General features: G+C 54.0%; 10 protein-coding genes. 2 read left to right on the top strand and 8 right to left on the bottom strand.

Annotated elements, in window-relative coordinates:
- Positions 1-100 precede the first annotated feature (100 nt).
- From hemG to pepQ, 4 genes are read right to left on the bottom strand one after another with little or no spacing between them, the layout of a single operon-like run.
- Positions 101-646: a menaquinone-dependent protoporphyrinogen IX dehydrogenase gene (hemG, locus tag OGV94_RS01325; protein ID WP_047407540.1), complete on the bottom strand. Its 546-nt coding sequence runs from the start codon at positions 644-646 to the stop codon at positions 101-103.
- Positions 647-657: 11 nt separating this feature from the next.
- The gene (trkH, locus tag OGV94_RS01320) at positions 658-2,109 is read right to left on the bottom strand and encodes a Trk system potassium transporter TrkH (protein ID WP_047407543.1); all 1,452 of its coding nucleotides are present in this window, start codon (positions 2,107-2,109) and stop codon (positions 658-660) included.
- A gap of 38 nt (positions 2,110-2,147) precedes the next feature.
- Positions 2,148-2,762, bottom strand: a complete 615-nt coding sequence (locus tag OGV94_RS01315; RefSeq protein WP_080625912.1) for an IMPACT family protein — start codon at positions 2,760-2,762, stop codon at positions 2,148-2,150.
- Positions 2,762-4,093: a Xaa-Pro dipeptidase gene (pepQ, locus tag OGV94_RS01310; RefSeq protein WP_043019008.1), complete on the bottom strand. Its 1,332-nt coding sequence runs from the start codon at positions 4,091-4,093 to the stop codon at positions 2,762-2,764. The genes OGV94_RS01315 and pepQ overlap by 1 nt, the downstream gene beginning before the upstream one ends.
- Positions 4,094-4,281: 188 nt before the next feature.
- Between pepQ and fadB the strand changes: the two genes are divergently transcribed.
- Together fadB and fadA are read left to right on the top strand one after the other, a co-directional pair.
- Positions 4,282-6,471: a fatty acid oxidation complex subunit alpha FadB gene (fadB, locus tag OGV94_RS01305; protein WP_286522404.1), complete on the top strand. Its 2,190-nt coding sequence runs from the start codon at positions 4,282-4,284 to the stop codon at positions 6,469-6,471.
- A 9-nt stretch (positions 6,472-6,480) separates the two neighbouring features.
- Positions 6,481-7,644, top strand: a complete 1,164-nt coding sequence (gene fadA, locus OGV94_RS01300) for an acetyl-CoA C-acyltransferase FadA (protein WP_043019006.1) — start codon at positions 6,481-6,483, stop codon at positions 7,642-7,644.
- Between the two features lie 283 nt (positions 7,645-7,927).
- Here fadA and OGV94_RS01295 read toward each other — a convergent pair whose 3' ends face one another.
- The 4 genes from OGV94_RS01295 to ubiD form a co-directional block, all read right to left on the bottom strand.
- A complete protein-coding gene (locus OGV94_RS01295; RefSeq protein ID WP_043019005.1) occupies positions 7,928-8,908 on the bottom strand; it encodes a LacI family DNA-binding transcriptional regulator in 981 nt (326 codons plus the stop codon).
- A gap of 10 nt (positions 8,909-8,918) precedes the next feature.
- Complete coding sequence (locus OGV94_RS01290) at positions 8,919-9,830, bottom strand: ROK family protein (RefSeq protein WP_043019004.1); 912 nt, start codon at positions 9,828-9,830, stop codon at positions 8,919-8,921.
- 229 nt (positions 9,831-10,059) lie between these two features.
- Positions 10,060-10,761, bottom strand: coding sequence for an NAD(P)H-flavin reductase (gene fre / locus OGV94_RS01285; protein WP_172862535.1), 702 nt, complete (start codon positions 10,759-10,761; stop codon positions 10,060-10,062).
- Positions 10,762-10,801: 40 nt separating this feature from the next.
- On the bottom strand, positions 10,802-12,295 hold the full coding sequence (ubiD, locus tag OGV94_RS01280) for a 4-hydroxy-3-polyprenylbenzoate decarboxylase (protein WP_003828905.1): 1,494 nt from the start codon (positions 12,293-12,295) through the stop codon (positions 10,802-10,804).
- Positions 12,296-12,377 lie beyond the last annotated feature (82 nt).

Genomic DNA, 12,377 nt, shown 5'->3' with positions numbered 1-12,377 from the left:
TTGTTCCGTGTCAGTGGAGGCGCATTATAGGGAGTTATTTCAGGCTGACAAGGGGAAATTTAAAATAATCTTCCGAGTGCGTATTTTTTATTCTTTACGCTTATTTTGACAACGTTTTGTTGGTTAATTGGGCGATTTCCCGCGCGAAACCTGCGACCTGTTCCCAATCGGTATACACCACTTCTTTATTCGTATCCGTTTCACCGCCAGACATCTTCATTATCAGTTGGATCATAACGCGGTCATACCAGCGATAGCGGGGATACAGCAAAGCGCCGGCAATAACCGCACTGCGATCTGGCCGCCACGGCGAACTCATCAGGAACTTACGCGCATAGCTGTTGGTTTGCGGCGTACGTTTTTCCGGTTTACGGGCAACAAGGTTTACGGAGTAGAACGCACTCGGCATCGCGTTCAGCCGCGTGGCATGCTTTTTCACAAACTCCTGAAAAGCAGCATGGTAATGGCCATAGCGAATCGAAGCGCCAATCACCACGCTGTCATAATTTTGCCAGTCAGGCTCGGCGGTACGATGCAAATTTACGACATCCGCCCAAACACCCAGCTCTTTGAGTTCAGAAGCCAGATACTCGGCAATTTCACGGGTTTGTCCGTCCCGGGAAGAAAAAAGAATCAGTGTTTTCACGTGTTACTCCATTATTCACGCCAGAAGGTAGGGGTAAAGAGTACCAGCAGAGTAAAGACCTCCAGACGACCAAACAGCATATTGGCAATCAGGATCCACTTCGCCACGGGGTTCATACTGGCAAAGTTGTCAGCGACAACGCCCAGCCCTGGCCCCAGGTTATTCAGCGTCGCCACAACGGAGGCAAACGCGGAGAAGTCATCAACACCGGTCGCAATAATCGCCAGCATACTGATAATAAAGACCAGCGCATAGGCAGAGAAGAATCCCCACACAGCTTCAAGGATTCGCTCCGGTAACGCACGGTTACCCAGTTTGATACTGTAAACCGCATTCGGGTGGACCAGTCGTTTCAATTCACGGTTACCCTGCTTAAACAGCAGCAGGATACGAATCACCTTCAAGCCACCGCCCGTCGACCCGGCACAGCCGCCGATAAAAGCAGAACACAGTAACAGCACCGGCAGGAACAGCGGCCAGCGGGCAATACTGTCCGTGGTAAATCCGGCGGTCGTCGCCATCGACACCACCTGGAAAAAGGCCTGGTTGATCGTCGTGAGCGCCGATCCATAGGTATTATGTATCCACAACACCAGCGTACAGATAACTACCAGCGTCAACTGCACACCAATGAACATGCGGAATTCCGGATCGCGCCAGTAGACCTTCAGACTACGCCCACTTAATAAAGAGAAGTGCAGGCCATAGTTACAACCGGAGATCAGTAAGAAGATAGCAATAATGGTGTTAATCGTGGGACTGTCGAAATACCCCACGCTGGCATCGTGTGTGGAAAAGCCGCCGATGGCAATTGTGGCAAAGCTATGACCAATGGCGTCAAACGCGGGCATCCCGGCAAACCATAGCGCCAGCGCGCACGCCACTGTCAGTAATACATAGATAAGCCACAGCGTTTTCGCCGTTTCGGCAATACGCGGGCGCATCTTATTATCTTTCAGCGGCCCGGGCATTTCTGCCCGATAGAGCTGCATACCACCCACGCCAAGAATAGGCAGGATAGCCACCGCCAGCACGATGATCCCCATCCCGCCGAACCATTGCAGCATCTGGCGATAAAAGAGAATCGCGTGTGGCAATGAATCAAGCCCCACCAGCGTCGTCGCACCCGTGGTGGTTAAACCGGAAAAGGATTCAAAAAAAGCGTCGGTTATCGTGAGGTTAGGACTTTCCGCAAAAATGAACGGTAGCGCACCCACGCTGCCCAGCACGGTCCAGAACAAGACGACAATCAGAAACCCTTCGCGCGACTTCAGCTCGCCCTTCTCTTTACGGTTTGGCCACCACAGCATAGAGCCGATAGCCAGAGCAACAAAGAAAGTTTGGGTAAATGCACGCCCTGCCCCATCACGGTAGATGAGCGCTACCAGTCCGGGGATGATCATTGTCCCCGAGAATAAGATGACCAGTAGTCCAACGATTCGGGTGATGGCGCGAAAATGCATCTCTGCCGCTTCCTTAGTTCTTTAAAATGAGGTGGGGATTATTCTTCAATCGCTAACAATTGCAATGAACCACGACTAAAATCCGCCAGTTTTGCCGAAAATTCATCCACTTTGGCATAAGGAAGCGCCACTCTGAGCCGAACAAAAGCCTGGTAATCACTGGCAACGACTTTACCGTCAAACTGCCCCAGCAAAGCTTCAATGCCTGCCAGCTGACCGTACTCACACTGCAAAGTATATTCGGTTAATGGCGTCTTGCGCTGTGTCGTTAACTGGCGCAGCGCCTGATTCACACCGCCACCGTAGGCTTTTACCAGACCACCCGTACCGAGAAGGATACCGCCGTAGTAACGCACCACCACCGCGGTAACCTCGCCGACGCCGCTCCCCATCAGCTGCGCGAGCATCGGTTTGCCTGCCGTACCCGCCGGTTCGCCATCGTCTGAAAACCCCAACTGCTGCGAGTCGTTGGGCGCACCCGCCACCCACGCCACACAATGGTGGCGGGCGTCAGGGTGTTCCGCTTTGACTGACTCAACAAACGCTTTTGCCGCTTCTACGCCGTCCGTATGGGCGAGCAACGTAATGAAGCGGCTTTTTTTGATCTCTTCAACGACGCTAACCGGCGCCGCAGGGATTAACCAACTGTCCATTACGCCAGTTTTAAATCCCGCGTCATGTTTTCGATATTGTTCTCGTGGACCACCACGTTGTCTTCAATACGAATACCGCCGAACGGTTTCAGGGCTTCAATTTTCTGCCAGTTGAAGTGTTTGCTGAATTGCCCTTCACGCCACGGTGCCAGCAGCGATTCAATAAAGTAGATACCCGGTTCGATGGTCAGAACCATGCCCGGTTGCAGAACACGGGTGCAGCGCAGGTAAGGATACTTTGACGGCGCGGCCAGATGAGTACCGCTGTCGTCCTGCATAAAGCCAGCGACATCGTGTACCTGCAGGCCCAGCGGGTGCCCGATACCATGCGGCATAAACGGCCCGGTAAGATCGTTTTCCACCATCGCCTCTTCACTCATATCGGTGATGATTTGATGCTTACGCAGCAGCTTCGCGATGCGCTGATGAAACTGAATGTGATAATCCACGTAGCTGGTGCCTGCTTTCATGGTCGCAATCAGCGCCAGCTCTTCGTCGTTAACATCTTTCACCAGATGCGCATAGTCGTTGTCGCTTTTCGCCGACCAGGTACGCGTCAGGTCTGCCGCATAGCCATTGTATTCCGCACCGGCATCCAGCAGGAAGCTGCGGATTTCAGACGGAGCCTGATGATCCAGCCTGGTGTAATGAAGTACCGAGGCATGCTCGTTAAGCGCCACGATGTTGCTGTACGGTACGTCGGTATCGCGGTGACCAGTCGCAGTCAGGTAAGCGAGGTTGATGTCAAACTCGCTCATCCCGGAACGAAACGCTTCTTCCGCGGCCCGGTGTCCATTCACCGCCATTTTCTGCGCTTCGCGCATACAGGCCAGCTCGTAATCCGTTTTATAGGCGCGGTAATAATGCAGGTAGTCGATCACCCCTTTCGGGTTGATGTTGCTGGCCGCGATGTCCAGTTGCAGCGCACGTTCCGGAACCGGGCCGATGTAACCGATATTGCCGCGAGCAGCAGGCAGTTGGCTACCGATACCATCCGCTTTTGGCAGCGCGATGATCTCAATTTCTTCCGTCCAGAAGGAGGTCGGCAGCGGCTCAACGTTGTGCCAGTAATCGACCGGCAGGTAGAACCACAGTTTCGGCTTGTTCACGCCATCCACCAGCAACCAGCAGTTAGGAACCTGCGTTACAGGCACCCAGGCTTTGAATTGCGGATTGACCTTAAACGGGTACGGATGATCGTCGAGAAAGACGTTAACAAGTTCGCCTGAGTGAATAAGTAACGCATCCAGCTTAAAGCGTTCCAGCGCGTCGCGCGTCCGTTCTTGTAAGGTAACGATATGATTTTTATAGAGTGCGGCCAGTGATTCCATTTTCTATCCTTCTGTTTTTTGACCTCAAGTCTCCGCATCTTAGCACATCGCTTTGTGAGTGCGTGATTTCTGCCGAGCGTGATCGAATCGTCATTTCTTTAATCATTCATTTGCATTTTATTAACATAAAACACACACTTCGATTCATCTGGTATGACCAGATCACCTTGCGGATTCAGGAGACTGACATGCTTTACAAAGGCGACACCCTGTACCTCGACTGGCTGGAAGATGGCATCGCCGAACTGGTGTTCGATGCCCCTGGCTCGGTCAATAAACTCGACACGGCCACCGTTGCCAGCCTGGGCCATGCGCTTGATGTGCTGGAAAAACAACCGAATTTAAAAGGGCTGCTGCTGCGTTCTAATAAAGCGGCCTTTATTGTTGGTGCCGATATCACCGAATTCCTTTCACTGTTCCTCGTGCCTGAAGAGCAACTGAGCCAGTGGCTGCATTTTGCCAACAGCGTCTTTAACCGCCTGGAAGATCTCCCTGTTCCGACCCTCTCAGCAGTTAACGGTTATGCGCTGGGCGGCGGCTGCGAATGTGTTCTGGCAACCGATTATCGTCTGGCAACGCCGGACCTGCGCATCGGCCTACCGGAAACTAAGCTGGGTATTATGCCGGGCTTTGGTGGTTCCGTGCGTATGCCACGCATGTTGGGTGCAGACAGTGCGCTGGAAATTATTGCTGCGGGTAAAGATGTTGGTGCTGAGCAGGCGCTAAAAATCGGTCTGGTCGATGGCGTAGTGAAGCAAGACAAACTGCTTGATGGCGCGATCGCGGTATTACGTCAGGCGATCAACGGCGACCTCGACTGGAAGGCCAAACGTCAGCCGAAGCTGGAGACGTTGAAACTCAGCAAAATTGAAGCGGCTATGAGCTTTACCATCGCTAAAGGCATGGTGGCGCAGACGGCAGGTAAGCATTATCCCGCACCGATTACCGCGGTAAAAACCATTGAAGCAGCGGCCCGTTTTGGTCGTGAAGAAGCGCTGAATCTGGAAAATAAAAGCTTTGTTCCACTGGCGCACACCAGTGAAGCCCGCGCCCTGGTTGGGATTTTCCTTAACGATCAGTTCGTGAAAGCCAAAGCCAAAAAGCTCACCAAAAATATTGAGGCACCCAAGCAAGCGGCGGTGCTGGGCGCAGGCATTATGGGCGGCGGCATCGCGTACCAGTCGGCCTGGAAAGGCGTGCCGGTTGTCATGAAAGACATCAACGACAAATCATTAACGCTGGGCATGACCGAAGCGGCCAAGTTGCTGAACAAACAGCTCGAGCGCGGCAAAATTGACGGTCTGAAAATGGCGGGCGTGATTTCCACTATCCATCCAACCCTCGACTACAGCGGTTTTGAGCGTGTGGACGTGGTGGTTGAAGCGGTTGTGGAAAACCCGAAAGTGAAAAAAGCGGTACTGGCGGAAACCGAAGATCAGGTTCGCCCGGACACCGTACTGGCGTCGAATACCTCCACCATCCCCATCAACGAGCTGGCCAGCGCGCTTAAGCGCCCGGAAAACTTCTGTGGGATGCACTTCTTTAACCCGGTGCACCGTATGCCGCTGGTTGAGATCATTCGCGGCGAGAAAAGCTCGGATGAAACCATCGCTAAGGTAGTCGCCTGGGCAAGCCAGATGGGCAAAACGCCGATTGTGGTTAATGACTGCCCCGGTTTCTTCGTCAACCGCGTGCTGTTCCCCTATTTTGCCGGTTTCAGCCAGTTGCTGCGCGACGGAGCGGATTTCCGCAAAGTCGACAAAGTAATGGAAAAACAGTTTGGCTGGCCGATGGGTCCGGCTTATCTGCTGGACGTGGTGGGTATTGATACCGCGCATCACGCACAGGCTGTGATGTCCGCAGGCTTCCCTCAGCGTATGCAGAAAGATTATCGCGATGCGATAGATGCACTGTTTGATGCTAACCGTTTCGGGCAGAAAAACGGCCTCGGATTCTGGCGTTATAAAGAAGACAACAAGGGCAAGCCGAAGAAAGAAGAAGATACCACCGTTGACGGTCTTCTGGCTGAGGTCAGCCAGCCGAAACACGACTTCAGCGATGAAGAGATTATCGCCCGCATGATGATCCCAATGGTCAACGAAGTGGTGCGTTGTCTGGAAGAAGGCATTATCGCCAGCCCGGCAGAAGCCGATATGGCGCTGGTGTATGGCCTGGGCTTCCCTCCGTTCCACGGCGGCGCGTTCCGCTGGCTGGATACGCTTGGCAGCGCGAAGTATCTCGATATGGCTCAGCAGTATCAGCACCTTGGCCCGCTGTATGAAGTTCCGGCCGGTCTGCGTGACAAAGCGCGCCATAACGAACCGTATTATCCCCAGGTTGAGCCTGCCCGCCCGGTTGGCAGCCTGAAAACGGCTTAAGGAGTCACAATGGAACAGGTTGTAATTGTTGATGCGATCCGTACCCCGATGGGCCGTTCGAAAGGGGGGGCGTTTCGTCACGTGCGGGCAGAAGATCTCTCCGCACATTTAATGCGTAGCCTGCTGGCGCGTAATCCGGCGCTGGAGCCAGCCGCGCTTGATGATATTTACTGGGGCTGTGTGCAGCAAACGCTGGAGCAGGGTTTCAACATCGCCCGTAACGCCGCGCTGCTGGCGGAAGTTCCACATTCCGTTCCGGCCGTCACTGTCAACCGTCTGTGCGGTTCGTCCATGCAGGCGCTACACGATGCGGCACGCATGATCATGACCGGCGATGCTCAGGCGTGCCTGATTGGCGGCGTGGAGCATATGGGCCATGTGCCAATGAGTCACGGCGTTGATTTCCACCCGGGCATGAGCCGCAACGTGGCAAAAGCCGCGGGAATGATGGGTCTGACCGCGGAAATGCTCTCTCGTATGCACGGCATCAGCCGTGAAATGCAGGACGCCTTCGCCGCGCGTTCACACGCCCGTGCCTGGGCAGCAACGCAGTCTGGCGCGTTTAAAAACGAAATCATCCCGACCGGCGGTCATGATGCCGACGGCGTGCTGAAACAGTTTAACTACGATGAGGTTATCCGCCCGGAGACAACCGTTGAAGCGCTCTCCACCCTGCGCCCAGCGTTCGATCCAGTTAGCGGAACGGTCACTGCCGGTACCTCCTCCGCGCTTTCCGATGGTGCTGCCGCGATGCTGGTCATGAGCGAAAGCCGCGCCCGTGAGCTGGGTCTGACGCCGCGTGCCCGTATTCGTTCGATGGCTGTTGTGGGTTGCGACCCGTCAATCATGGGTTACGGTCCGGTTCCGGCCTCAAAACTGGCGCTGAAAAAAGCGGGACTCTCCACCAGCGACATCGGTTTGTTTGAGATGAACGAAGCCTTTGCCGCTCAGATCCTGCCGTGCATTAAAGATCTGGGGCTGATGGAGCAGATCGACGAGAAGATCAACCTCAACGGCGGGGCGATCGCTTTGGGTCATCCACTGGGCTGTTCCGGGGCGCGTATCAGCACCACCCTGCTCAACCTGATGGAACGCAAAGACGTACAGTTTGGCCTGGCGACGATGTGTATCGGGTTAGGCCAGGGCATCGCGACGGTATTTGAGCGAGTTTAATCAAAGCATGCCGGGGGCGCTTCGCTTGCCCGGCCTACGAAATGTTATCTCAAAGCCATTGGTGCCAGAACAAGGCGGCAAGTGAATGACAAATTCGTCAGGAACGAATTTGAACAGCCGAAGGCTGCTTTCAGTGAGGGACACGGATGTCCCTCATTCATCCCGATGAGCTTACGTGTAGTAAGTGATTCGGGTGAATGAGCGCAGCCAACACAGTTATGGTGCCAATGGCGAAGAGAGAAAGTTTAGTTGCCGTTTTTCCCGCCTGTCAGGGGCGGGTTTTTTATTTCTCTGAACTACCGCGCACCACTAACTGCACCGGCAATAGCAGATTCTCTTCCTGCTTCTCTTCCAGCAGTAAACGCAGCGCTTCACGCCCCAACTGCTTTTTATCAACCGCAATGGTGGTCAGTGGCGGGTGCGACCAGGCCGCAGCATCGATATCATCAAACCCCACCAGCGCGAGATCTTCCGGAATACGTATACCCCGCTGTGCACACACCCGCTGAACAACCAGCGCTGCCGCATCGTTATAGGCAAAAATGGCATCAGGCGGCTCCGGCAGACTGAGCAACTCCTTCACCGCCTCCACCAGAGATTGCTCGGTATCCAGCAACGGCGGTGCAACGGCGTCGTACTCTGGCGGCATCAGCAACCGGGCTTCATACAATGCCTGACGGTAGCCCTTCTCGCGCTGACGGATGCTGTAGTGCGCGAGCGTGCTGGCGAGAAAAGCAATGCGGCTGCGCCCTTGCGCAATCAAATGTTGCGTGGCCAGATAACCGCCCTGAGTGTTGTCCGGATTCACGCAAGGTAAGCCCGGCGCCCAGAGATCCACCAGTACCAACGGCAATTTCATCTGTTGCAGCAGCCCTAGCAATTCGGGCTCAAAAAATCCCGCGCAGATCAGCGCATCAGGCTGATGCAGCATCACCTGCTCACTCACTGCATCACCAGGGCCGATAGAGAGAAAACTCAGCGCAATCCCGTGTTCGCGACAACGATCTTCTATACCCAGCAGCAGCTGAGAGTAAAACGGCAAAGCCCGGCTGATATTGTGCTGGCGATGCAGTAAAAACAGGACACGTTTGATTTTGTCTGCACGCAGGCGAGAAAAATCATAACCCTGCTGCTGCGCCACTGAAATAATGCGCAGCCGGGTGTCTTCACGCAGCCCCGGCTGCCCTTTCAGGGCGCGGGAAACAGCGCCAACCGAGACACCACACGCTTCGGCAATATCTCTGATGCGTACAGGTTTCGTCATTTCGCTCTCATTAATTTATGCTGGCTTGTTGTGCTCCCAGCCAGGCCGCGCCGCGTACGCCGCTGCTGTCGCCGTGGCGGGCCCGAACGATCGGTGTGCGGCACTGCTTACCAAATACGTACTGCGCCACTCGTGCCTGCAAGCCTGAATACAGTGTATCAATATTAGATACCCCACCTCCCAGCACGATAACATCGGGATCGAGCGTATTCACAATGCTTGCCAACGCGCGCGCCAGTTGATCGCAATAGCGTTCCCATAACAAACAGGCATCTGCATCGCCCGATTCTACCCGTTGCATAATTTGTGGCACACCCGCATGTTGCGCGGTGTAATTCAAATACTGGCGTTCCAGCCCGCTGCCGGAAATAAAGCTCTCAATACAGTTCAACTGTCCGCAATAGCAAGTCACTCCAGCCCCGTCCTGAGATTCGTGGTAGCGCGGTAATGCATTATGCCCCCACTCACCCGCACAGGCGTTAGGGCCGGAGATCAATCGGTTATCGATGCATACTCCACCGCCGCATCCGGTACCAAGGATCACGCCAAATACCACGCTATGCCCACGCCCACTGCCGTCCATCGCTTCTGACAGGGTAAAGCAGTTGGCATCATTGGTAACCGGCACTGGCATTCCTGATGCTCGCTCAAGGTCTTGCGCAAAGGCCTGCTGATTCAGCACCAGGATGTTCGAATTCTTAATCAAACCTTCGCTATCCACCGCGCCAGGCACCCCAACGCCAACCGATAAAGGCTGATTAACGGCCAGCCTTGCCTTAGCAATCATCTCCGTCACGGCCTGGAAAAAATCGCCGTAACTCTGCTTCGGTGTCGCGCATCGCTCGCGGTAAACAATTTCACCCGCGTTATCAATCACCACCGCTTCAATTTTAGTCCCGCCGATATCCAGTCCGAGCCTCATGGATTTTCCTCGTTTGCGTCTCGCAATGTGATGCTGTCTAGTTTGCCAATTTTGTTTACTAAACAAAAAGAGGCCTGTCACAAAACCTCAGTTTTATGATTAATAGACAGAAAAAAACATGTTTACTAAAAATGTGCTGAAAAAGAGAAACAACGAAACCGGGCTTGCACCCTGCCAGAGGAAGTAAGGTGGGTAATGGATGCGCCGGAAGGGCTCCGGCGCACAGCGCTTAAATGAACGCGAAAGCGTCGCCAAACAGGCGATCTTCACGCGCACTGCGTTCATTACAGAACAGATCGCGCGCGATTTTGGCCATTTCGAAGCGACCGGCGATGTAGATATCATGCTCCGCCAGGGTACCGTAATCCTGCAGTACTGCCGTTAACACGGTTCCCGTACGACCACGCCAGCCGTCTTCAGGCTGTTCCACCACTGGCTCAACGCGCAGATTCGGGTGGTTCACTGACAGCGCTTCCAGCTCTGAGAGATCGTAGAGATGCTTCTCTTCGCGCCCGCCCCAGTAAATGGTGATATCGCGGTTTGGATTGCGCGCCAGTGCAGTTAGCAGAATAGAACGCACGTAAGAGAACCCTGTACCACCGGCAATCAGGATCAGCGGGCGCTCGTCTTCTTCGCGCAGCCAGGCCTCGCCATGCGGAATGTCGACCTTGATTTCCCGGTCTTTCAGAATGCGATCCATCACGGCCATGGCATAAAGATTTAGCTCAGAGGCGCCAACGTGCAGCTCAATGAATCCTTGCTCGTCCGGCGTTGATGCCATGGAGAACGGACGCTTATCCCTTTCGTCCATCACGACCATTAAATACTGGCCGGCACGAAAGGAAAACGCCGCGTCGGGCACTAAACGAACGCGATATACGGTGTCAGTGATAGCTTCTACCGAGGTCACTTTACAGCTTAAGGTTGTCATGCGCTCTCTCTGTCGGATCAATAGGCAAAACGATCGCGCCTCAGGCGCTTTTGCCGTCATTAAAGATGGCCAGTTCATCCCAAATTGCGTCAATACGCGCAGTTACTTCAGGATCTTTTTTAATCGGACGTCCCCATTCGCGTTGGGTTTCGCCCGGCCATTTATTAGTGGCATCCAGCCCCATTTTTGAACCAAGACCGGAAACCGGCGAGGCAAAGTCCAGGTAATCAATTGGGGTATTCTCTACCAGTACCGTATCCCGGGCAGGGTCCATACGGGTAGTAATTGCCCAAATCACATCATTCCAGTCGCGTGCGTTGACGTCATCATCGCAAACAATAACAAATTTGGTGTACATAAACTGGCGCAAAAACGACCAGACACCCATCATGACGCGTTTGGCATGACCAGCGTACTGTTTTTTCATCGTCACTACGGCCAGACGATATGAACAGCCTTCCGGAGGCAGGTAAAAATCGACAATCTCCGGGAACTGCTTTTGCAGAATAGGAACGAAAACTTCGTTCAGCGCCACGCCGAGTACCGCGGGCTCATCTGGCGGACGTCCGGTATAGGTAGAGTGATAAATCGCATCTTCGCGCTGGGTAATGTGCGTGACGGTAAAGACCGGGAAGCTATCTACTTCGTTGTAGTAGCCGGTATGATCGCCATACGGCCCTTCCGGGGCCAACTCACCCGGTTCGATATACCCTTCCAGCACGATTTCAGCGCTGGCAGGCACTTCCAGATCGTTGGAAATACATTTGACCACTTCGGTTTTGGTGCCGCGCAACAGTCCGGCAAATGCGTATTCAGATAACGTATCCGGGACAGGTGTAACAGCGCCCAGAATTGTTGCCGGGTCTGCTCCCAAGGCCACAGAAACCGGGAAGCGTTCACCCGGATGCGCCGCGCACCACTCCTGATAATCAAGCGCGCCGCCGCGATGGGACAACCAGCGCATAATAAGCTTGTTTTTACCAATCAGCTGCTGGCGATAGATGCCCAGATTCTGCCGCTCTTTATGCGGGCCACGCGTTACGGTTAGCCCCCAGGTAATCAGTGGCGCGGCATCTTCCGGCCAACAGGTCATAATCGGAATTCGGTTTAAATCGACGTCATCGCCTGAGTAGATTTTTTGCTGACAAGGCGCACCGCGCAACCGCTTAGTCGGCATGTTCAACACCTGCTTAAACTGCGGCAGCTTATCAAACAGATCGCGGAATCCTTTCGGCGGCTCTGGCTCTTTCAAAAACGCCAACAGTTTACCGACTTCCCGTAGCGCCGAGACATCTTCTTGCCCCATCCCCATCGCAACACGCTTTGGTGTGCCAAACAGGTTACACAGCACCGGCATTGAATAGCCTTTAGGATTCTCAAACAATAACGCAGGCCCACCAGCACGCAGAGTGCGATCGGCAATTTCAGTAATTTCCAGGTGGGGATCCACCTCAAGCGAAATGCGTTTGAGCTCGCCCTGCTGTTCAAGCAGCGTCAGGAAGTCGCGTAAATCGTGATATTTCATGGCGTCCATTATGGCCTCTTCGTAAGCGCTTCATTATACGGCGTTCATCATTGCGATGCTGTATTTTTGTTAAATTAGCGTGAACTCTGGC

The sequence above is a fragment of the Citrobacter sp. Ce006 genome (assembly GCF_030336535.1).
Classification (GTDB): Bacteria; Pseudomonadota; Gammaproteobacteria; order Enterobacterales; family Enterobacteriaceae; genus Citrobacter; species Citrobacter europaeus.
The sequence above is the reverse complement of the archived record's forward strand: the minus strand, read 5'-3'. Positions and strand labels throughout refer to the sequence as shown.

What these genes read in the sequence shown, in the direction of transcription:
- trkH (WP_047407543.1), bottom strand. Translation starts at nt 2,109, where the DNA reads ATGCATTTTCGCGCCATCACCCGAATCGTTGGACTACTGGTCATCTTA.
- OGV94_RS01315 (WP_080625912.1), bottom strand. Translation starts at nt 2,762, where the DNA reads ATGGACAGTTGGTTAATCCCTGCGGCGCCGGTTAGCGTCGTTGAAGAG.
- pepQ (WP_043019008.1), bottom strand. Translation starts at nt 4,093, where the DNA reads ATGGAATCACTGGCCGCACTCTATAAAAATCATATCGTTACCTTACAA.
- fadB (WP_286522404.1), top strand. Translation starts at nt 4,282, where the DNA reads ATGCTTTACAAAGGCGACACCCTGTACCTCGACTGGCTGGAAGATGGC.
- fadA (WP_043019006.1), top strand. Translation starts at nt 6,481, where the DNA reads ATGGAACAGGTTGTAATTGTTGATGCGATCCGTACCCCGATGGGCCGT.
- OGV94_RS01295 (WP_043019005.1), bottom strand. Translation starts at nt 8,908, where the DNA reads ATGACGAAACCTGTACGCATCAGAGATATTGCCGAAGCGTGTGGTGTC.
- OGV94_RS01290 (WP_043019004.1), bottom strand. Translation starts at nt 9,830, where the DNA reads ATGAGGCTCGGACTGGATATCGGCGGGACTAAAATTGAAGCGGTGGTG.
- fre (WP_172862535.1), bottom strand. Translation starts at nt 10,761, where the DNA reads ATGACAACCTTAAGCTGTAAAGTGACCTCGGTAGAAGCTATCACTGAC.
- ubiD (WP_003828905.1), bottom strand. Translation starts at nt 12,295, where the DNA reads ATGGACGCCATGAAATATCACGATTTACGCGACTTCCTGACGCTGCTT.